Source organism: Aeromonas sp. ASNIH1 (assembly GCF_002934285.1).
GTDB lineage: Bacteria > Pseudomonadota > Gammaproteobacteria > Enterobacterales > Aeromonadaceae > Aeromonas > Aeromonas caviae.
Window position 1 is genome coordinate 845,001 of the sequence record NZ_CP026228.1, and the last position, 21,406, is coordinate 866,406.

General features: G+C 60.9%; 18 protein-coding genes (1 of these 18 running past the window's edge). 7 read left to right on the forward strand and 11 right to left on the reverse strand.

Features of this window, described 5'->3' with window-relative positions; genetic code table 11:
- Both rapA and rluA read left to right on the forward strand, forming a co-directional pair.
- Positions 1-2,578, forward strand: the 3' portion of a protein-coding gene (gene rapA, locus C2U37_RS04025) for an RNA polymerase-associated protein RapA (protein ID WP_104451871.1). Its footprint begins 290 nt before the window's first position; only the last 2,578 of its 2,868 coding nucleotides appear in the window; the start codon falls outside the window, past its left edge; its stop codon occupies positions 2,576-2,578.
- Positions 2,579-2,709: 131 nt separating this feature from the next.
- Positions 2,710-3,366 carry a bifunctional tRNA pseudouridine(32) synthase/23S rRNA pseudouridine(746) synthase RluA gene (gene rluA, locus C2U37_RS04030; protein ID WP_104451872.1) on the forward strand — a complete coding sequence of 219 codons (657 nt, stop codon included), beginning with the start codon at positions 2,710-2,712 and terminating at the stop codon, positions 3,364-3,366.
- A 64-nt stretch (positions 3,367-3,430) separates the two neighbouring features.
- Here the strand turns inward: rluA and C2U37_RS04035 are convergent, their stop codons facing one another.
- The 5 genes from C2U37_RS04035 to C2U37_RS04055 all read right to left on the reverse strand — a co-directional run bounded on the left by C2U37_RS04035 (position 3,431) and on the right by C2U37_RS04055 (position 8,198).
- A complete protein-coding gene (locus C2U37_RS04035) occupies positions 3,431-3,619 on the reverse strand; it encodes a hypothetical protein (protein WP_010673139.1) in 189 nt (62 codons plus the stop codon).
- A gap of 58 nt (positions 3,620-3,677) precedes the next feature.
- A complete protein-coding gene (locus tag C2U37_RS04040; protein ID WP_103260830.1) occupies positions 3,678-5,609 on the reverse strand; it encodes a putative bifunctional diguanylate cyclase/phosphodiesterase in 1,932 nt (643 codons plus the stop codon).
- Positions 5,610-5,634: 25 nt separating this feature from the next.
- The gene (locus tag C2U37_RS04045) at positions 5,635-6,132 is read right to left on the reverse strand and encodes a molybdopterin-binding oxidoreductase (RefSeq protein ID WP_029313815.1); all 498 of its coding nucleotides are present in this window, start codon (positions 6,130-6,132) and stop codon (positions 5,635-5,637) included.
- Positions 6,133-6,226: 94 nt separating this feature from the next.
- Positions 6,227-7,861 carry a chaperonin GroEL gene (gene groL / locus C2U37_RS04050; RefSeq protein WP_010673136.1) on the reverse strand — a complete coding sequence of 545 codons (1,635 nt, stop codon included), beginning with the start codon at positions 7,859-7,861 and terminating at the stop codon, positions 6,227-6,229.
- Between the two features lie 43 nt (positions 7,862-7,904).
- Positions 7,905-8,198, reverse strand: coding sequence for a co-chaperone GroES (locus C2U37_RS04055; RefSeq protein ID WP_005309514.1), 294 nt, complete (start codon positions 8,196-8,198; stop codon positions 7,905-7,907).
- Between the two features lie 242 nt (positions 8,199-8,440).
- Between C2U37_RS04055 and C2U37_RS04060 the strand changes: the two genes are divergently transcribed.
- A complete protein-coding gene (locus C2U37_RS04060) occupies positions 8,441-9,775 on the forward strand; it encodes an MATE family efflux transporter (RefSeq protein WP_233768474.1) in 1,335 nt (444 codons plus the stop codon).
- Between the two features lie 22 nt (positions 9,776-9,797).
- Here the strand turns inward: C2U37_RS04060 and C2U37_RS04065 are convergent, their stop codons facing one another.
- On the reverse strand, positions 9,798-10,277 hold the full coding sequence (locus C2U37_RS04065) for an FxsA family protein (RefSeq protein WP_039040009.1): 480 nt from the start codon (positions 10,275-10,277) through the stop codon (positions 9,798-9,800).
- A gap of 449 nt (positions 10,278-10,726) precedes the next feature.
- Between C2U37_RS04065 and aspA the strand changes: the two genes are divergently transcribed.
- Both aspA and C2U37_RS04075 read left to right on the forward strand, forming a co-directional pair.
- On the forward strand, positions 10,727-12,169 hold the full coding sequence (gene aspA / locus C2U37_RS04070; protein ID WP_010673133.1) for an aspartate ammonia-lyase: 1,443 nt from the start codon (positions 10,727-10,729) through the stop codon (positions 12,167-12,169).
- A gap of 130 nt (positions 12,170-12,299) precedes the next feature.
- Positions 12,300-13,619, forward strand: a complete 1,320-nt coding sequence (locus C2U37_RS04075) for an anaerobic C4-dicarboxylate transporter (RefSeq protein ID WP_010673132.1) — start codon at positions 12,300-12,302, stop codon at positions 13,617-13,619.
- A gap of 118 nt (positions 13,620-13,737) precedes the next feature.
- Here the strand turns inward: C2U37_RS04075 and gshA are convergent, their stop codons facing one another.
- From gshA to C2U37_RS04095, 4 genes are read right to left on the reverse strand one after another with little or no spacing between them, the layout of a single operon-like run.
- The gene (gene gshA / locus C2U37_RS04080; RefSeq protein WP_029313807.1) at positions 13,738-15,336 is read right to left on the reverse strand and encodes a glutamate--cysteine ligase; all 1,599 of its coding nucleotides are present in this window, start codon (positions 15,334-15,336) and stop codon (positions 13,738-13,740) included.
- Positions 15,337-15,394: 58 nt separating this feature from the next.
- Positions 15,395-18,208: a M16 family metallopeptidase gene (locus tag C2U37_RS04085; protein ID WP_104451874.1), complete on the reverse strand. Its 2,814-nt coding sequence runs from the start codon at positions 18,206-18,208 to the stop codon at positions 15,395-15,397.
- 25 nt (positions 18,209-18,233) lie between these two features.
- Entirely contained in the window at positions 18,234-18,671 is a 438-nt protein-coding gene (locus tag C2U37_RS04090; RefSeq protein WP_029313803.1) for a YqaA family protein, read from the reverse strand.
- The gene (locus C2U37_RS04095) at positions 18,668-19,642 is read right to left on the reverse strand and encodes an NADP-dependent oxidoreductase (protein WP_199770506.1); all 975 of its coding nucleotides are present in this window, start codon (positions 19,640-19,642) and stop codon (positions 18,668-18,670) included. Before C2U37_RS04095 ends, C2U37_RS04090 begins: the two co-directional genes overlap by 4 nt.
- A gap of 56 nt (positions 19,643-19,698) precedes the next feature.
- Here C2U37_RS04095 and C2U37_RS04100 point away from each other — a divergent pair, with 56 nt between their 5' ends.
- Positions 19,699-19,866 (forward strand): hypothetical protein, encoded by a 168-nt coding sequence (locus C2U37_RS04100; RefSeq protein WP_162540495.1) that lies wholly within the window; start codon positions 19,699-19,701, stop codon positions 19,864-19,866.
- 29 nt (positions 19,867-19,895) lie between these two features.
- Positions 19,896-20,297, forward strand: coding sequence for a fosfomycin resistance glutathione transferase (gene fos, locus C2U37_RS04105; protein ID WP_104451877.1), 402 nt, complete (start codon positions 19,896-19,898; stop codon positions 20,295-20,297).
- A 7-nt stretch (positions 20,298-20,304) separates the two neighbouring features.
- On the opposite strand, the gene C2U37_RS04110 is transcribed toward fos, so the two are convergent.
- The gene (locus tag C2U37_RS04110) at positions 20,305-21,300 is read right to left on the reverse strand and encodes a hypothetical protein (RefSeq protein ID WP_041214492.1); all 996 of its coding nucleotides are present in this window, start codon (positions 21,298-21,300) and stop codon (positions 20,305-20,307) included.
- Positions 21,301-21,406 lie beyond the last annotated feature (106 nt).

Sequence of the window (21,406 nt, forward strand, 5' to 3'; positions counted from 1 at the left end):
GGAAGTGTTTCTCAACAACTTCATCAAGTTCAACAAGCCGCAGGATCGCCTGTTCGCCGGCCAGATTGACCGGATGTCCCGCTTTACCCTGCGCTACGAAGCGCTGGTCAACCAGCACCAGCGTCGCCGCAACCCGACTCGCGGCCTGGCTGGCGGGAAAGTCAGTCTGATCCCGCACCAGCTCTACATCGCCCATGAAGTGGGTCACCGCTACGCCCCGCGCGTATTGCTGGCAGACGAGGTGGGTCTGGGCAAGACCATCGAAGCAGGCATGATCATTCACCAGCAGTTGCTCTCCGGCCGCGCCCATCGGGTGCTGATCCTGCTGCCCGAAACGCTCCAGCACCAGTGGCTGGTCGAGATGCTGCGCCGTTTCAACCTGCACTTCTCCCTGTTTGACGAGGAGCGCTGCATCGAGGCGTTCGCCGATGCGGAGAACCCCTTCGAGACCGAACAGCTGGTGATCTGCAGCCTCGACTTCCTGCGCAAGAAGCGTCGTCGCTTCGAACAAGTGCTGGAAGCCGAGTGGGATCTGCTGGTTGTCGACGAAGCGCACCATCTGGAGTGGAGTGAGGAGGCCCCCAGCCGCGCCTACGAAATGGTGGAAGCGCTGGCCGAACAAGTACCGGGCGTGCTGCTGCTGACCGCGACCCCTGATCAGCTGGGCCACCAGAGTCACTTTGCTCGTCTGCGCCTGCTCGACCCGGAGCGTTTCTACGACTACGACGCCTTCCTTGCCGAGGAGCAGGCCTACGGTCAGGTCGCGAGCGCAGCCCAGGAGCTGCTGAATGGCGAGACCCTGAGCAATGAAGCCAAACAAATCCTCTCCAGCCAGCTGGAAGGGCTGGACTTGAGCGATAGCGCCGCCCGTCAGCAAGCGGTCGCCAAGCTGCTGGATCAGCATGGCACCGGCCGGGTGCTGTTCCGTAACAGCCGCGCCAATATTCAGGGCTTCCCGGAGCGCCACCTCAACGTCTACCCCATGCCGCTGCCGGAGCAGTACAAGACCGCCATCAAGGTGATGGGCATGATGGGTGGCAATGGCGGCGATCTGCAGACCCGTGCCCTGCGCTACCTCTATCCCGAGAAGATCTTCCAGCAGTTCGAAGGCGACAACGCTACCTGGACCCAGTTCGACCCGCGCGTCGAATGGTTGCTGGAACGGCTGCTCTCAGCCCGTCAGCAGAAGGTGCTGGTGATCTGCTCCGAAGCAGCCACCGCCATCGCCCTGGAGGAGGCGCTGCGCACCCGTGAAGGGATCCGTGGCGCCGTGTTCCACGAAGGGATGTCGATCCTCGAGCGGGACAAGGCCTCCGCCTATTTCGCTCAAGCTGAGGGGGGCGCTCAGGTGCTGCTCTGCTCCGAGATCGGCTCAGAAGGTCGCAACTTCCAGTTTGCCAGCCATCTGGTGCTGTTCGATCTGCCACTCAACCCGGATCTGCTAGAACAGCGTATCGGCCGACTGGACCGTATCGGTCAGCAGAACACCGTCGAGATCCACGTCCCCTATCTGGAAGGGACTGCACAGCGCGCCCTACAGCTCTGGTATCACGATGGTCTGGATGCATTCGAGCAGACCTGCCCGACCGCCCGGCCGGTGTTCGAAGCGGTACGTGACGAGCTGTTCGAGCTGCTGGCTGCCAACACCGGCGAGCAGGGCCCCCTCGACGCCCTGCTGGTCAAGACCCGCGAACTGCACGAGCCGCTCAAGGCCCGGCTGGAACAGGGTCGCGATCGCCTGCTGGAAATCCACTCCAGCGGTGGCACCGCCGCCCAGCAGCTGGTCGAGAAGCTCGCCGCCGAAGATGACGACACCGGCATGATCTCCTTCGCCCTCAAGATGTTCGACGAGATCGGCGTCAACCAGGATGATCGTGGTGAAAATGCGCTGGTGCTGACACCCGGGGATCACATGCTGGTGCCGAGCTTCCCTGGCCTGCCGCAAGACGGTATGACTATCACCTTCGATCGCAACACCGCCCTGTCGCGGGATGACATGGCGCTGCTCTCCTGGGATCACCCCATGATGCGTGGCGGCATCGACCTGATCCTGGGTTCCGAGATCGGTGCCACCTCGGTGGCCCTGCTCAAGAACAAGGCGCTGCCGGTCGGCTCCATCTTGCTTGAGCTGATCTTCGTTGCCGAGTCCGCAGCTCATCCACAGCTCTACCGCTTCATGCCGCCGACGCCGATCCGTCTGCTGATGGACAAGAACGGCCAGAATCTGGGCGAGAAAGTGGCGTTTGATGCCTTCAACCGCCAGCTGACACCGGTCAACCGCCACCTTGGCAGCAAGCTGGTTACCGCATCCCAGCCGGTGATCCACGGCCTGATTGGCAAGGGCGAGGTCATTGCCAACGAACTGAAAGCCGGGATTGTAGACAAGGCACGTGCCCAGATGGCGCAGACCCTGCAACAGGATCTGGACAGGCTGGAGGCACTCAAGGCGGTCAACCCGAATGTGCGCGACAGCGAACTGGATTATCTGCGCAATTTGCAGGCAGAATTGCACCACCTGATCGACCAGACCCAACTCAAGCTGGATGCCATCCGCTTTATTGTGGTTACCCATAACTGATAAAACGGTGCAGGCATCATCTGGTTGCTAACGACCAGACCCAACTCAGGCTGGATGCCATGCACTTTTTATCGTGGTTACCCATAACTGATGGGGGCTTGCCCCCGCTTTGACCCAAGATGCGAGACGCTATGTTTGTATACTCCCCGCCCCTGGAACCCTGGCTCGATATCCTGTTCAAGGACAAGGACATCATGGTAGTCAACAAGCCCACTGGCCTGCTGAGCGTCCCCGGGCGCGGCCCCGAGAATGAAGACAGCGTGCTCCATCGGGTCAAGCAGCAGCACCCCAAAGCGGCGGCTGCCCATCGCCTCGACATGGCGACCACCGGCGTGCTGGTGATCCCGCTCACCCCCAACTCCCACCGGGAGCTGAGCCAGCAATTCCGCGAGCGGGAGACCGAGAAGCACTACCTCGCCTGGGTGTGGGGTGAACCGGAACAGGATGCGGGCGAAGTGGATCTGCCGCTCTGCGTCGACTGGCCCAACCGGCCGAAGCAGAAGGTGGATTTTGAGGAGGGGCGTCATGCCCTGACCCTGTGGCAGAAGCTGAAGGTGGAGAACGGCAACAGCCTGATCAAGCTGACCCCGATTACCGGTCGCTCCCATCAGCTGCGGGTCCATATGCTGGAGCTGGGTCACCCCATCCTCGGCGATAACCTCTACGCCAACCCGGATGCGCTGGCGGCTGCACCGCACCTTTATCTTCATGCGGCCAGCCTGACCATCAGCCACCCCAGAAGCGGCGAGCGGATGACCTTCGAGGCACCGGCCCCTTTCCCGGTCTGAGCCTGGCAGATAACAGCCCAATAAAAAGAAAGCCCCCATCGAGAGATGGGGGCTTTTTTATCGCTCAGACGCGGATATCGATCTTGCTTCCGAGGGAAGCACTGGCCGATGTCGGCGCTGCCGGAGCGGATTGCGCTGCTGTTTCCAGCAGTTTCAGTGCGGATTCGCCTTCTTGGGTCTGCTGCTTTTTGGCCAGGCTGGCCACCATCAGTGCAGAACCGAACGACGCATTTGCAGAACTAGAAATATCCATTGTGTACCTCCTGCCAAGAGACTATCGGCCGGGCCCGATGAGACATGAGCCATATCGTTCAACGCAGATATGCCTTGTCCGGCGAGCGCCGGGCCAACCAGCGCTCTTCCATCTCCAGCAATGTCTGATAGGCCTTTTCAGCATGCTCCGGGCGACTGAACAGATATCCCTGCCCATACAGATGTATGTCGGTCAATGAGCGCAGCACATCGAGCTGCCCCTGGGTCTCGATCCCTTCACATACCAGTTTCTTGCCAAGCATGGAGCCCATACGGCAGATGTTGGCGACCAGTTCGGCCGCCTCGATGGAGGTGTCGATACCCTGAATGAAGGACCTGTCTATCTTCACCTTGCTCACCGGCAGCTTCTGCAGATAGCTGAGGGAGGAGTAGCCGGTGCCGAAGTCGTCAAGGGCCAGATGTACCCCCTGCTGGCTGAGATCCTGCATCAACTGCAGCGAGTTCTTGACCTCGCGCATGGTGGTGTCTTCCGTCACCTCCAGCACCAGGCTGGACGCAGGGATATGGTGCTCCATCAGCGCTCTGGCCACCAGCTTCAAGAGGTTGCGCTGGTACATGCCCGGGGAGATATTCACGCACATCTGTAAGTCCACTAAACCCAGGTGCTGCCACTGATGCAGTTGTTCACATGCAGTATTCAATACCCAGCCGCCCAGTTTCTCGGCCAGCTGAAACTCTTCCGCCACCTGGATCACCTCGTTGGGGGGAATAAAGCCAAGCTCGGGATGGCGCCAGCGCAACAGCGCCTCCACAGCTTCACAGCGGCCACTTTCCAGATTGACGATGGGCTGGTAATAGAGCTCGAGCGCATTGTGCTCCAGCGCCATCACCATGTCAGACGCAAGATGCTTGCGCCTGGCCGTCTCGTTGAGCAGGGAACTGTCATAGATGACATAGGGAACATGGGTCTTGCGGCTGTGAGAGAGGGCCTGCTCCGCCCGGCTGAGCAACTCCTGGGTCTGGTTGCTGTCGGTCGGGAAGAAGGCGATACCGATACCGACCTCAAGCCGGAAAGGGTAGTTGTCGATGATGATGTCTTGCTTGATGGAGTGGAGCACTCTGGCCACGAGCTCCCTGACCTGGCGAAGATCGCTCCCCTCCCGTTGCAGCATGGCAAGCTGATCTCCCCCCAAACGCGCCACCCACTCCCCGTTTTCGCACAGGGCACGCAGCCGCTTTGCCACCTCTTGCAGCAGGAGGTCCCCTGTGTTGTAGCCAAACTTGCTGTTGATATCGCGAAAGTCGTTGATGTCGACCAGCACCAGTCCGAAGGAGGTGTCACGGGTGACATAGGCATCCATCTTTTCCAGCAGCGCCAGCCGGTTGGCGAGCCCGGTGAGGGGATCGATCCTAGCGGTCCTGAAATGGCGCCTGGCTTCTCGCACCAGCAGGCCGCTGAGCAGAATGACGGACACCACCAGCCCCAACACCATGAACAGCAGGGCATTGCGCAACTGGCCAAAACGCGCGTCGTTGCCCGTATAGACGTTGATGTTGTTCTGCATGACGGAAGCAAGAGAGTAAGAGAGGGGTTCCTGCAAGGGCGCCAGTGTCATCATGACTTGCTGGTAATCCGGCGTCCCCGGTTTGAGCCTGACCAAATCAGGCTCCAGCTTGCGGATACTGCTTTCGGTCAGTTTCACCAGCCGCAGCGTCTTCGGATTGTCCGCGAGGCTTTTTCTCAATTGGCCGCTCAGGAGGATGGGGGTACGACTCCAGAGAATGTCGTAGCGGAGCAGCAGGGCTTCCTGGTCTATGCCGCCATAGTGGTAAATCTCGACTGCATTGAGAAAGCGGCCCAGCTCGAGCTGCAACTGCATCAATGCCCAGGAGACGTCATAGGTGTACTTCTCCATCACCCGGGTCGCATTTTGTATCTGCACCAGGCAATAGAGGGTGCTACCCGTGAACAACAGAATGGATAGATAAAGAACGCCGAGTAAGGGCCATGCCCTGGTCTTCGCTTTCACCCAGTACTCCCGTAAACCACCGTTTTTACTGCTGAATGTCGATCGCACTCAGTTGCCAGATCATCATGTCGGTGAACTCGGAACGCCTGAGTTCGGGATGCTGATCCAGTGGCAGGATAAACCAGAGCGGCCCCTTGTCACGTACCCGCATGGTCATCCCGTCATCCTGCCAGGCCAGGATAGGATCGTATTGCTTGACCTTATCCCAGTTGATCCGGATCTGGAAACTGTTCAGGGCGGTGAGTGTGATGCTCTTGCCGTTGGCCTTCACCTCAGTCAGCACGTCCGCCAGTTTCGGCCCTACGTATTTGTGCGGTTTGTCCACCCAGGGATTGCTCGTCACCACCTCATGCTGCGGCAGCGCCTGGATCATGGCCATATCGAACAGCACCTCTCCATCTGCCGGATCGGCAGGGTCCAGATTCCCCGTCACCTTGAGAATGACCGGCCCCTGCGGTGTCGCCTGCGCCATGCCCGGCAAGGCCAGGGAAAGGAGTAACGGGAGAAGCCCTAAGTATCGCATGTTCACCTCAGATCATTTCACTATCAACAACTTCAGCTTAGTAGCACTAAAAAAAACGGCCCGCAAAAGCGAGCCGTTTGATGACTTGACGGGATTACATCATACCCATACCGCCCATGCCACCCATATCAGGCATGGCAGGTGCATCTTTCTTCGGCAGCTCGGAGATCATGCACTCTGTGGTGATCATCAGGCCAGCAACGGACGAGGCGAACTGCAGGGCAGAACGGGTTACCTTGGTCGGATCCAGGATACCCATGGCCAGCATGTCGCCGTACTGTTCGGTGTAGGCGTTGTAACCGTAGTTGCCTTCACCGTTCTTCACGGCATTGGCGATGACAGAGGCTTCTTCGCCGGCGTTGATGACGATTTGACGCAGCGGCGCTTCCATGGCGCGCAGGGCAACCTTGATACCGACGTTCTGGTCTTCGTTGTCACCACGCAGGGAGGCCAGCTTGGCAGCAACGCGCACCAGCGCTACACCACCACCGGCAACCACGCCTTCTTCCACGGCTGCGCGAGTGGCGTGCAGGGCATCGTCAACACGGGCTTTCTTCTCTTTCATTTCAACTTCAGTGGCAGCACCCACCTTGATCACGGCAACACCGCCGGCCAGCTTGGCCACGCGCTCTTGCAGCTTCTCACGGTCGTAATCGGAAGAGGTCTCTTCGATCTGCTGACGGATCTGGGCCACGCGGCTTTCGATCAGGGCAGCATCACCCACGCCATCGATGATGGTGGTGTTCTCTTTGGTGATGACGATGCGCTTGGCACGGCCCAGATCTTCCAGGGTCGCTTTTTCCAGCTCCATGCCCACTTCTTCGGAGATCACGGTACCACCGGTCAGGATGGCGATATCCTGCAGCATGGCCTTGCGGCGATCACCGAAGCCCGGCGCCTTGACGGCGGCCACTTTCACGATGCCACGCATGGTGTTGACCACCAGGGTCGCCAGCGCTTCGCCTTCCACGTCTTCGGCCACGATGATCAGCGGTTTGCCCGCCTTGGCCACACCTTCCAGCACCGGCAGCATTTCGCGGATGTTGGAGACTTTCTTGTCCACCAGCAGGATGAAGGGATCATCCAGCTCGACGGAGCCGGTTTCCGGCTTGTTCACGAAGTAAGGGGAGAGGTAGCCGCGGTCGAACTGCATGCCTTCTACCACCGCCAGCTCGTCGTCCAGGCCCTGACCGTCTTCCACGGTGATGACGCCGTCACGGCCGACCTTGTCCATGGCTTCGGCAATCAGCTTGCCGACCTTCTCGTCGGAGTTGGCGGAGATGGTGCCTACCTGGGCGATGGCATTGTTGTCGGCACAGGGAGTGGACAGTGCTTGCAGCTCGGCAACGGCAGCCACAACGGCCTTGTCGATACCACGCTTCAGATCCATGGGATTCATGCCGGCGGCAACGGCCTTCAGGCCTTCGTTGACGATGGCTTGAGCCAGCACGGTGGCAGTGGTGGTACCGTCACCGGCGGCGTCATTGGCCTTGGAAGCGACTTCCTTGACCATCTGGGCACCCATATTCTGGAACTTGTCTTCCAGTTCGATTTCACGGGCAACGGAGACGCCATCCTTGGTGATGGTCGGGGCGCCGAAGGACTTGTCCAGCACCACGTTGCGGCCTTTCGGGCCCAGGGTCACCTTGACGGCATCGGCCAGGATGTTGACACCTTCCAGCATTTTGATGCGAGCTTCGTTGCCAAACTTAACTTCTTTAGCTGCCATGTTCTTCAATCCTTAAATCAATTCGGGAAAAGAGGGAGGGTGATTACTCTTCGACAATCGCCAGGATGTCGGTCTCGGACAGGATCAGTACGTCCTGGCCATCCAGCTTTTCGGTCTTCACGCCGTAGCCTTCGTTGAAGATCACCTTGTCACCCACCTTGACGGCCAGTGCTTTGACATCCCCATTGTCCAGAATTCGACCAGTCCCCACGGCAAGAACTTCACCACGGGTGGACTTCTGGGCCGCAGTGCCAGTCAAGACGATGCCGCCAGCGGATTTGGCTTCAGCTTCGATGCGCTTGATGATGACGCGGTCGTGCAGTGGACGAATTTTCATCGATAACTCTCCCAAAATGAGTCTCTGTGTTGCTTGAGGAATGGCCGCAATCGGCCAAATTTGTCATGCCCCTGATCTGGGGCAACAGGGCTAGCCCTTCAAGGGCAAATACAAAAAAAATATTTTCACGTACTATGAACACCTTCGATGGATCACCCATCCCCAATCAGGAAGGCGGATGGAGACGGCCAGCATTCAGGCCCAAAGCACCTAGAGACTCTGCCTTGAGCCGACCCAATCCCATGCTGACCGCTCCCATGACGCCCATGCTGCTGCGCATGACGGGCCCCATGATCCTGGGCATCATCGCCATCCTCGCCTTCAACCTGGTCGATACCTTCTTCATCGGCATGCTGGGTACCCAGGCGCTGGCCGCCATCAGTTTCACCTTCCCGGTCACCTTTGTCGTCACCTCCCTGAGCATGGGGTTGGGGGCTGGCCTGTGCGCCCTGCTCGGTCATGCCCTGGGGCAGGGTCGCCATGACGAGGCAGCCCGCATCACCACAGACTGTCTGTTCCTTGCCGTCATCCTGGTGAGTCTGCTCGCCGGGCTGGGGGCATTGACCATTACCCCTCTGTTCACCCTGCTGGGGGCCAGCGCCGAGCTCATCTCCCTCATCCACGACTACATGCTCATCTGGTATCTGACCGTCCCCATGCTGGTCGTGCCCATGGTCGGCAATGCGGCTATCCGGACGACGGGGGATACCAAGACCCCCAGTCTGGTGATGGGGGTCGCCGGTCTGGTCAACGGCGTGCTGGATCCTCTGCTCATCTTCGGGCCGGGCCCCTTCCCCGAGTGGGGCATTCGGGGAGCCGCCATCGCCACTTCCCTCTCCTGGTTGATGGCCATGCTGGTCAGCCTCCATCTGCTGCGCAAGCGGGAGACGCTGCTGACCTGGCGCCTCTCTCCCCGCACGCAGTTACTGGCCCACTGGCGCGCCCTGCTCCATGTGGCGGTGCCCGCATCGTTTACCAACATGCTCAACCCACTGGCCAACGCCGTGTTGATGATCATTTTCGCCGGGCTCGGAACCGAGGTGGTCGCCGCCTACGGCGCGGCATCCCGGGTCGAGGCCTTGCTGCTCATCGTGATGATGGCGCTCTCTTCCGTGCTGGCCCCCTTCATCTCGCAGAACTGCGGCGCCGGGAATCCGGCCCGAGCCAAGGCCGCCCTGCTGCTCTGCATGCGCTTCGCCCTGCTGTTCCAGCTTGGGGTCTACGCGCTGACCTGGCTTCTCGCACCCTTCATCGCCGATCTGTTCAGCGATCATCCGCAAGTGGTGCGACTCATCGTGCTCTATCTGCATCTGGTCCCTATTGGCTACGGCTTTCAGGGGATGGTGATGCTGCTGGCATCGGCGCTCAACGGCGTCAGGGCATCGGCGGTGTCACTGCTGATAAACGGCATCAGACTGTTTGTCTTCTTGCTGCCGGGGGCCTGGCTGGGGGCAAAACTGGGAGGAGAACAGGGGATCTATCTGGGGATGCTGCTGGCGAACCTGGCCGCCGGATTGCTGGCATGGGGGTATGCCCGCCACAGATTCGAGCGGCTGTGCCATCAGGGGAAACCCTGACTGCACAGCTCGGGGCTCGCGATTACTCTTTGCGTTCGAACTCCCCTTCGATGGTATTGCCACCCCCTCGCGGGGATTGTCCGGGTCTGTCATCGCCCGGGCCTGGTTCAAACGGCTGCTGGCGAGCCTGGAAGCCCCCCATCTGCATCCTGAACTGATTGCTGCCAATCAGCTTGTCGGCCAGCATGTTGCGCAGCCAGGGCTGCAGCAGCAGGATACCGACAATATCGCTCACAAATCCCGGGATAATCAGCAGCAAGCCCGCCAGCGCCAGCATCATGCCACCCATCACCTCGCGGCCGGGCATCTCCCCCAGCTGCATCTTCTGCTGGGCAGTGAGCAGGGTCTTGATCCCCTCGCTGCGCACCAGAGACGATCCCAGCACGGCGGTCAGCACCAGCAAGCCAACGGTCGGCAAGGCCCCGATCACGGAGCCCACCTTGATCATGACGGTGAGCTCCAGCAATACCAGCCCGACCAATAACAGTAACAACTTGCCCATAGCAACCTCGGAGCGATGAATGAATGGACCCGGGGTGTCCGGTCGGCAGCCGCACATCGCTGATGCTGGCGCGCCGGGTTCAGGTCTTCTGACATTAAAATGGGGCTGGTTGATCATTTTTCAAGCCTCTCCTGCCGCAGGCCCCGGAATACGGATAAATATTTGTCCGCCCAACTGGGATTGAGGTGGTTGTTCTGTCAAAGTTAATCGCCCGATTGCAATATCTGTTTAATGACCACAAGAAATTTGAGGTTGCCTCAAATTTAGTGATCCAGGTCTAATACCGGATACCTCAATTGGGGTAACATCAACACCAGTCATTGCACAGGGAGCAACTGGCTCCCAACTGCCCCACCCGATGTGTGGTGCTTCAGGATGAAATGTGCGTAGGGAAATCGCGACCACTCGGTGAGGATCGTTTCCATTTATTTGATTTCTGAGGCATAACAATGAGCGACATCAAGAACGTCCGCATTGAAGAAGACCTGCTGGGCACCAAAGAAGTTTCCAACGACCTCTACTACGGCGTGCACACCCTGCGCGCTGTTGAAAACTTCAAGATCAGCACTCAGAAGATTTCTGACGTTCCCGAGTTTGTTCGTGGCATGGTCCTGACCAAGAAGGCGGCTGCACTGGCCAACGGTGAACTGGGCACCATCCGTCCCGAGATCGCAGACAAGATTGTCGAAGCCTGCGACCTGATGCTGAACACCGGCAAGTGCTTCGATCAGTTCCCGGTCGATGTCTATCAGGGCGGCGCCGGTACCTCCGTCAACATGAACACCAACGAAGTGCTGGCCAACATCGCCCTCGAGCTGATGGGACTTGAAAAGGGTCGCTACGACGTCATCAACCCCAACGATCACGTCAACAAGTGCCAGTCCACCAACGATGCCTACCCCACCGGTTTCCGCGTGGCCGTGGTCAACAGCACCGACACCACCCTGCACGCTCTGGAAGCCCTCATCGCCGCCTTCGATGTCAAAGCCAAGGAATTCAAACATATCCTGAAAATGGGCCGTACCCAGTTGCAGGACGCCGTGCCCATGACCCTGGGTCAGGAGTTCCACGCCTTCGCCGTCACCCTGCGTGAAGAGATCAAATCCATCAAGCGTTGCCAGGAGCTGCTGCTGGAAGTGAACCTGGGCGCCACCGCCATCGGTACCGGTCTGAACACTCCGCCCGAGTACTCCGGTCTTGCCATCAAGCGTCTGGCCGAGATCACCGGTCGTGCCTACGTGCCGGCAGAGGACCTCATCGAAGCGACCTCCGACTGCGGCGCCTATGTGATGCTGCACGGTGCGGTCAAGCGTCTGGCCATGAAGCTCTCCAAGATCTGTAATGACCTGCGTCTGCTCTCCTCCGGCCCGCGCACCGCGCTCAAAGAGATCAACCTGCCGGAAATGCAGGCTGGCTCCTCCATCATGCCGGCCAAGGTCAACCCGGTCATTCCGGAAGTGGTCAACCAGTCCTGCTTCAAGGTATTCGGCAACGACGTCACCATCACCTTCGCTGCCGAGGCCGGTCAGCTGCAGCTGAACGTCATGGAGCCGGTGATCGGTCAGGCCATGTTCGAATCCCTGAGCCTGATGGAAAAAGCCTGCATCTCCCTGCGCGAGAAGTGCGTGGAAGGCATCACCGCCAACCCGGACATCTGCATGAACCACGTGCTGAACTCCATCGGCATCGTGACCTACCTGAACCCCTTCATCGGTCACCATGAAGGCGACATCGTCGGCAAGATCTGTGCCCAGACCGGCAAGAACGTCCGCGAAGTCGTGCTGGAACGCGGCCTGCTGACCGCCGAACAGCTGGACGAGATCCTCTCCATCGAGAACCTGATGAACCCGCAATACAAAGCCAAGCGTTACACCCGCGAAGCCACCGTATAAGCGAGCAGATGGGCCGGGGTTATCCCGGCCCATTTAAAGTCAATTCCCGAGCGGTCTCCCCACAGCCCCATCGGGAATTGGCTTTTCAGCCTAATAAAACCTAAAAAAACTGGAAAATGGAGTGTTCGCTATGATTGGAATCGAGTTACTTGTCGTGCTCGCCGCTATCTATCTGGGGGCCCGGATAGGCAGCATAGGTATCGGCTTTGCCGGTGGTCTGGGGGTATTGGTGCTGACCTGGGGGCTGGGCATGCCCATCCCGAGCGATCAGCTGGTGACTTATCTCCCGTGGGACGTGATCATGATCATCGCGTCCGTCATCTGCGCCATTGCCTGTATGCAGCTGGCCGGCGGGATGGATTATCTGGTGCACCTGGCCGAAAAAGCCCTGCGCAAGAATCCCAAGCACATCACCTTCGCCGCGCCGGTCGTCACCTACCTGATGACCATGCTGGCCGGTACCGGTCACACCGCCTTCTCCACCCTGCCGGTGATCGCCGAAGTGGCCAAGGAGCAGGGCATTCGCCCCTCCCGTCCGCTCTCCATCGCGGTCGTTGCCTCCCAGATTGCCATCACCGCCTCCCCCATCTCGGCGGCCGTGGTCGCCTTCTCCGGTATGCTGGAGCCGCTTGGCGTCGACTACCTGACCCTGCTGGCCATCTGCATCCCGTCCAGCTTCATCGCCTGTCTGCTGGGGGCCTTCATCGCCAACCTGCTGGGCAAGCCGCTGGATCAGGACGAAGTCTATCTGGAGCGCAAAGCCAAGGGACTCATCAAGCTGCGCGGTACCAGCCAGGTTGAGATCAAGCCTTATGCCAAGCTCTCCGTCGGCATCTTCGTCGCCTCCATCGTGGCCGTGATGGCCTATGCCACCGCCATCTCCGGCAATGTCGGCCTCATCAGCAATCCGCCGATCCCCCGCGATGGCGCCATCATGGGCATCATGCTCTCCGCCGCCACCCTGATGGTCCTGTTCTGCAAACTGGACGCGGCCCAGATCACCAACATGCCGACCTTCAAGTCCGGTATGTCCGCCTGTATCTGCGTGCTGGGCGTAGCCTGGCTGGGCAACGTCTTCGTGAAGGGCAACATGGTCGAGATCCAGGCGTTCGCCGGCGATCTGCTGAGCCAATACAGCTGGCTGCTGGCCGTGGTGCTGTTCTTCTCCTCCATGCTGCTCTACTCGCAAGGTGCCACCACCAAGGCCCTGATGCCTGCCGCCCTGGCACTGGGTGTCAGCCCGCTGGCGGCCATCGCCTCCTTCGCCGCCGTGAGCGCCCTGTTCGTGCTGCCGACCTACCCGACCCTGCTGGCCGCGGTCGAGATGGACGACACCGGCTCCACCCGCATCGGCAAGGCCGTGTTCAACCACCCCTTCTTCATCCCGGGTGTAGCCACCATCGCCATGGCTGTGGCGCTCGGCTTCTTCTTCGGTGGTCTCATCCTCTGACCGGTGAACCACCCCATGTAAAACGGCCCGAACGGGCCGTTTTTTTATGCCAGGCCACCGCCGGGCTCCCATGAAAAAGCCGCTCCCGGGAGCGGCTTTCGTCATCTTTGCAGCATCCTCAGACCGTGGTCTGGCGGGTACCGAAATAGTCGGCTAGGAAGTCGTCGAACGACAGGCTGTCACTGCGTTCCCGCTCCCGCTGCTTGGCCAGGGAGTCCCGTGCCTCGCCGGCAAAATAGGCCTCGTCCCAGTACTGCAGCTCGCCGGCCAGCATCTCTTCCCGGTAGCGGCTCGCCAGCGCATCGCCGAAGCAGCCGTTGTCCTGGCCGCTTGAAAGCAACTGCTTGAGCAGGCGGGCGGAGTAGGTCTGCTCGGGGTCGAGCAGCTTCTCACGGTGCATCGCCAGCGTCTCGCGATAGCGGTTGCGACCGCAGCAGCGATCCAGCAGCGCTGCGACCTCGGCCAGCTCGTCAAACAGCTTGAGGCCGTACTCCTTGAGGCCGATGGCATTGCCCTGCTCATCTTCAAGCGTCAGGCCGGGGCGACGCCCCTCCAGCACCACCTTGTTCTGGTTGCGGCGGTTGCGGGCAACCTCGTCATCCGAGAGCACGGGGGACGGGCGCAACAGGCACCAGACCAGGAAGAGATCGAAGAAGCGGATCTGATCCACCTCGATACCGAACGGGGTGAAAGGATTGACGTCCACCGTGCGCAGCTCGATGTATTCGATGCCGCGCTGCTCCAGCGCATCCGAGGGCTTCTCGCCGCTGCGGGGGGTGCGCTTGGGGCGGATCGGCGCGTAGAGCTCGTTCTCCAGCTGCAGCACGTTGTCGTTGAGCTGGCGGTACTCGCCGTTCACCTTGACCCCTATCCTGGCGAAGTCGGGATCATGGGTGTTGATGGCCCGGCGCAGGCTGCTCACATAGGCGGGCAGGCTGTCATGACTGATCTTGAGCCCCGCCTGGGCGCTGTTGGTGTAACCGAGATCGGACAGGCGCAGAGCCGTGGCATAGGGCAGGTAAAGGGTGCCCTTGCCGGTCTTCTGGAACGGCAGGCTGCTCTTGCGCCCCTTGAGGAAGGAGTCGCAGATGGCCGGAGACGCGCCGAACAGATAGGGCACCAGCCAACCGAAGCGGTAGACGTTGCGAATAAGCCCCATGTACTTGTCGGAGATGAAGCGCTGGCTGCAGCAGCCCTCTCCCACCAGATCCTGCCACTCGCACCAGAAGCTGTCCGGCATGGAGAAGTTGAAGTGCACCCCGGCGATCACCTGCATCAGGCTGCCGTAGCGGTTCTTCAGCCCCTGGCGATAGAGGGTCTTCATCCGCCCGATGTTGGAACTGCCGTACTGGGCCAGGCGGATGCTCTCCTCGTCACCGACGAAGCAGGGCATGGAGAGGGGCCAGATCCGCTCCTCTCCCAGATGATGAATGGTGTGGCGGTGAATGTCGCCGAGCTGCTCGATCAGGCTCTCGATGGAGTCGGTGGCCGGCGTGATGAACTCCAGCAGGCTCTCGGAGTAGTCGGTGGTGATGTTGGCATGGGTCAGGGCCGACCCCAGGCTTCTGGGGTGATCGGTCTGGGCCAGGGTCCCTTCGGGGGTGATGCGCAGACATTCGCGCTCGATCCCGCGCCGGATCCCCTTGAGGGCGGTCACCCGTTCCGGGGTGCCCAGCGCAGCCAGCAACTCGGTGAGCGACAAGCTAGTAGTAGTCATATTCACGGCTCATGTGTGGCCGCCCCACCCGGGGCGGCACTTATTGTTGCGACGCCCCTCAGGGCAGTTGCAGTGGATAGATGGGAAGATGAAGCTCGCTCAAGGGTTTTTCAAGCTTTTGCTTGTCTCCCACCACCACAATCACCATCTCGGCCGGATCCAGCCAGCGGGCTGCACTGGCCTTCAGCGTCTCGGGTGACACCGTTTTGATCAGGTTGTTCTGGGCCTGCACATAGTCCGGCTTCAGGTCGTACATGATCATCTGCAGCAGGAAGCCAGACTTCTGCCCCAGGGTCTCGTAGGAGAGCGCATCCTGCTGGGAGACGGCGCTGCGCATGTAGGCCAGCTCCACCGGGGTGGGCCCGCTCGCCCGGTAGCCGTCCATCTCCTTGAGGAACTGGCGGATGGCATCCACAGTCGCATCGGTGCGCACGTTGGCGCCGGTCGCGAAGACCCCCGCCTCGCGGTTGGCCTGGAAGCCCGAGCTGGCACCATAGGTGTAGCCCTTGTCTTCCCGCAGGTTGAGGTTGATGCGGCTGTTGAAGTTGCCACCCAGGTTGAAGTTCATCAGGTTGGCGATGAAATAGTCTCCCGTGGTGTCAAACGGCATGGCGCGGCGGCCGATGCGGATCACCGACTGGGGGGCCCCCGGCTTGTCCACCAGATAGATGCCTGGCTTGGCCTGCTCTCCCCCGGGCTTGAGATCCCCCAGGGTCGGGGCGGCTCCCTGCCACTGGGTCAGGAAGGCGAGACCGGATTCCACCTGCTGGGCGGTCACATCACCTGTTACCACCACCTTGGCATTGGCCGGATTGTAATAGGCCTCATAGAAGCGCTTCACATCCGCCAGGGTCAGCTTCTCCACGTCCGCCAGCACCCCGTCAGAGGGTTGGCCGAGGCGGTTCTGCTTGCCATAGACCAGTTCGCGGAACGCCTGACCCGCCAGCCACTCGGGTTGCTGCTCGCTCTGCTTCATGCCTTGCAGCATCTGGGTCTTGAGCCGCTCGAAGTCCGCTTCCCGCAGGCCGGGTTGCAGCAGCACTTCCCGCACCAGCGCCAGGGTTTCGGGCAGCTTGTCCGCCAGACTGCTGATGGTGATGAGGTTGTTGTACTGGGCGCTGGAGACACTGATGCTGGCGCCGAGTTTTTGCAGCTCGTCGCTCAGCTCGGCCTCGGAGAGGCGCGTCGTCCCCTGCTCCAGCATGGCGGCGGTGAGACTGGCCAGCCCCAGTTCTCCCTTGCCTTCGGCCCGGATGCCACCCGGCAGGGCGATCATGATGGAGACGGCCGGGATCTCGTCGCTGTGGGTGCCGATGATCTCGATCCCCTTGTCGAGCTTGCCACGCCAGATGGCGGGCACCTTGACACTCACCGCATCGGCCGCCTTGGGCTGCACGCTGCGATCGAAGTCATCTTTCACCGGCCGCTCGGCCAGCACTTTGTCATGCTTGCTGTAATCCGGCAGCTCCCGCTTGGCGGGAGTGAAGTTCGGGGTCGCGGCCTGCCAGTCGCTCTTGCCCTTGGGCACCACGCTCAGCACCACGGCAGGCTTGTTCTGGATGAACTTGTCGTAGGCAGCCTTGACGTCAGACCCCTTGACCCGGGCGATGGCATCCAGATTCTTGAACACATAGTCGGGATCCCGGGCCAGCACCTGCCCCATGGCAAGCTGGCTGACCTTGCCCTCGATGCTGTCGAGTCCCCAGATGGCGGACGCGCGATAGCTGCTGATGGCCTTCTCCAGATCCGCGGGCTTGATGCCGCGCTGGGCGAACTCGCCGATCACCTTGTCCACCTCGCCCTTGAGGGTCTTGAGGCTGCCATCCGCCGCCGGATTGGGGTAGGCATAGACCGTCAGGGTACAGGCCAGCTCTTCGCAGGAGTGGGAGGCACCCGCCTCGATGGCCTTGCCGGTTTTCACCAGGGACTGGTAGAGCATGGAGCTGGCAGAGCCCCCCAGCACATCGGCAAAGATGTCCAGCGCCGGCTCCTGCGGGTCACCCAGGGAGACGGTCGGGTAGCTGATATACAGGAGCGGCAGATGCACCTTGTCTTCCAGCGTCACGTAGCGGGTTGCCGGCAGGGTGGCAGGCTGGGGCGTCGGTTCTGCCACATCCGGACCGCGCGGGATGGAACCGAAGTACTGCTCAATCCAGGCCAGCGCCTGCTTGGTATCAAAGTCGCCGCCCAGGGTCAGGGTCGCGTTGTTGGGACCATACCAGCGCAGGAAGAACTGCTTGAGGTCGTTGACGTCGACCCGGTCGAGATCCTCCACATAACCGATGGGTTGCCAGGAGTAGGGGTGGGTACGCGGATAGAGTGCCTCCCCCACCCGCTCGCCCACCAGGCCATAAGGCTGGTTGTCGATGCGCTGGGCCCGTTCGTTCTTGACGGTGGCGCGCTGGATCTCGAACTTCTTCTGGCTCACCGCATCGAGCAGGAAGCCCATGCGATCCGCCTCCAGCCAGAGCACCTTCTCCAGCTGGTTGGCCGGCACGGTTTCGTAGTAGTTGGTGCGGTCCTTGTTGGTGGTGCCGTTCATGTCACCGCCCGCCTCGTTGATGATCCGCATGTGTTCCTGATCACCAACGTGCTTGGAGCCCTGGAACATCATGTGCTCGAAGAAGTGGGCAAAGCCCGACTTGCCCACGGTTTCCCGGGAGGAGCCGACGTGATAGGTGACGTCCAGATGCACCAGGGGATCGGAGTGGTCGGGGGCCAGGATCACGGTCAAACCGTTGTCCAGCTTGTACATCTGGTAGGGAATGCCGAGCTTGCCCTCTTGTTTGACCTGCTCGGACACCAGGGTCGGGGCCGCCAGCACGGGAAGGGAGAAGCCCAGCAGCATGCTTAATGGAATGAGTTTGTTCACGGGTACCTCGTGAGTGACAAAAGGGCTAGAAGATCTGACTGGCCAGCAGAAACACCAGGGCATAACGAAGCAATTTGCCGAGCCCGATCAAGATGAGGGAGCGCCAGAAGGAGAGGCGCAGCCAACCAGCCAGCAGACAGAGACCATCGCCGACCACAGGCGTCCAGGCAAGCAGCAGACACCAGTGGCCATGACGTTTGAGCCAACCAAGGGCTTTTTGTTCCCCACGGCCTTGAAAATCTTCCGGTTTTTTCTTGTGGGTGGCGAGCCAGCCGAGCCACCAGGTGGTCATGGAACCCAGGGTATTGCCCAGCGTCGCCCAGAAAAGCAGGCTGGTCATGCTCCACTCCCCCTTGACCGCCATGGCGCCCAGCAGCACTTCCGAGCTGCCGGGCAACAGGGTGGCGGAGGTGAAGGCACTCAGAAACAGCCCTCCCAGCCCCATCCCGGTGAAGTCTATCATCCGGGCTGGCCGTCTGCGGCGGACATGCGCAGCAACAGCTTGCCGCGCACATGGCCCTGCTCGATGGCCTGATGGGCCAGCGCCCCTTCTGCCAGCGTGTATTCACCGGAGACGGTGATCTTCACTTCCCCCTGGCGAAGCAGCGTCAGCATCTGGGTCAGCTGCGTTCGATCGGGATGGACCAGCATGCCGACAACCTCGACACCGAGCTCGGCCCCCGTGTCCTTGATCTGCTGGGCCGTGATGGTGGGTACCGTCACCAGACGGCCGCCCGGCTTGACGCAGGCCAGCGCCGCCTTGCCGCTCTCGCCCCCCACCAGATCCAGCACCAGATCGAACGGACCATCGGTGATCGCCTCGGTGCACCACCCGGCCTGGTGGTAATCCACCATCCGGCTCGCCCCGAGACTATGAAGGAAGCTGTGATTGTCGCCGCTTGCCGTGGCAACCACGTGGGCACCATAGGCGGCGGCAAACTGCACCGCCAGATGGCCGACGCCACCGGCACCGGCCAGGATCAGTACCCGTTGCCCCGACTGCAAGCCACCGTGCTCCAGCAGCCCCTGCCAGGCGGTGAGTCCCGCCAGCGGCAGGGCCGCTCCCTGCCTGAGGCTCACCCCATCGAGCTTGACCAGCTCCTCCTCGCGGGCCACCACGGATTCGGCATATGCACCGGCGGCGATGGGGAAACCCACCATGCCGCACACCTGATCCCCCTCGGCCAGGGAGGTCACGCCGGGCCCCACCTTTTCCACCACACCGGAGACGTCATAGCCCGGCGTCCAGGGCAGGTTGTCCTTGTTCTGGGCGGCCGCCCAGCCGAGACCGGCCCGAGTCTTGGCATCGATGGGGTTGATCCCCGCAAAGCAGATGCGCACCCGCACTTCGCCGTCGGCTGGCACCTTGTCCAGGGAAGGGTTGAGCCTGAGTACCGAGGGGTCGCCGAATGCGGTAATCTGTAGCTGCGTCATTGCACAATCCATCCTGTTGATTGATCAAGGGTCAACAGAATAACAGCGAGGACACCATGGCTCGAATGTTTCTTATTCCTCTGTTGCTGGCCCTGGGGTGGTGGGCGTTTCTGCTCTACTTCCGCATTCCGCTCAAACAGGGGGCAAAGGGCTTTTACTGGATCATCGGCATCGGCGGCGGGCTTGCCGCCTTCCTCTGCCTGATGATGGTGCTCACTCACTAGGGTTCGGGGACAAGGGGGAAGAAGAGAAGATGCTGCATGGACTGAACCATCTCACGATGGCAACCGGCGATCTCGACAGCAGCGTTGCCTTTTATGTCGACTTGCTGGGATGTCGCCCCAGGGTGAGATGGGCACGGGGAGCCTATCTCACCCTCGGCGATCTCTGGCTCTGTCTCTCCTGCGATCCTCCCCAACCGGCCAGAGATTACAGCCATGTCGCGTTTGGCATCTCGCCTGAACAGTTTCCTGCCTTCTGCGCCCGTCTGCGCGCGGCGGGCGTCGTGGAGTGGAAGAAGAACAGCAGCGAAGGGGATTCACTCTATCTGCTGGATCCCGACGGGCACCGGCTGGAAATCCATGCAGGCAACCTGGATAGCCGGCTCGCTTCCCTCAGACAGCAGCCCTATGAGGATCTGATCTGGTTCGACTGAGCCGGATTCATCCCTGCTCGGCACGAAGATGGTAGTGACGATTGCTGCCCTGCCCCAGCACGCCCTGCGCCAGCAGATGCTGGAACACCCGGTCCACCTCCTCCAGAGACAGTGACAATGCCTCAGCCACCTTGCGTTTGCTGCATTTGAGCTCGCCGCTCTCCAGCGCGCCGCGCACCTGGGCGACCACGGCTGGTTCGGGCACGGGTCTGCTGATGGCTGGCGGCTCCGGGGTCGGCACTGCGACCCTGGCCTCGGCTTGCGCCTTCTCCCGTTGCCACATCCATTGACGGCGGAAGCGGTTCTCCTCACCGATCAGGCTGACGAAAAAAGCACCAAACGCATCGAGCAGGATAGACAGGAAGCAGACCAGCAGGAACTGCACCTGGCCGATGCTCATGCCCACCCCGTCCGCCAGACTGCTCATCAGCCCCAGCATGGAGGACTGCTCCCCCAGCGGCTTGGCGTCCCGCTCCTGGCGCAGCTCGTCCTGACGCAGCCTGAGCTTGGTGTTGGCCTGCTGCAGACCGCTGACGCCGCTCGAGATACGCGCCATCTCGATGTATTTGCGGGCCGCTTCTTCGTTGAGCTGGATCTGCCGCTCTATGCTGGCTATCTGCTCGTCGAAACGGGCTATCTCCCGCTCGTGACGCGCCTGCTGACTCAGGATGGTGTTGGTGGCGCTGTTGATGCCGCCGATACTGCCCCCGATGGAGATGGCGGCCAGCACGCTGTAGAACAGCAGCGACCAGAAGGCGCCGCCCAGATCCCGCCTCGCCTTGCACTCGCCGTACTCGTACCAGACGTAGAACTTGCCCAGCTCGAAGATGATGGCCAGCCCGCCGAACAGCCACTTCATCAGGGGGTTTTCGTCGATGGAGAGAAACAGCAGCAGGGAGAAGACGATGGAAGCCAGAATGGCCAGCCCGGTAAAACTGTAGACAGTCGTGAGGGCGAACCATCCCTTGGGGTAGCGCAATGCGGCGCAAGCCTGTGTAGTCATGATGAAGCGGGAACCGTCTGCAGGAAAAGTTGGCTGCCGATTATAGTCGCCACTCCCCCGGAGAGAAGGGCAAATCCCCGAATTCCCGCCCATGGACGATCAGCTG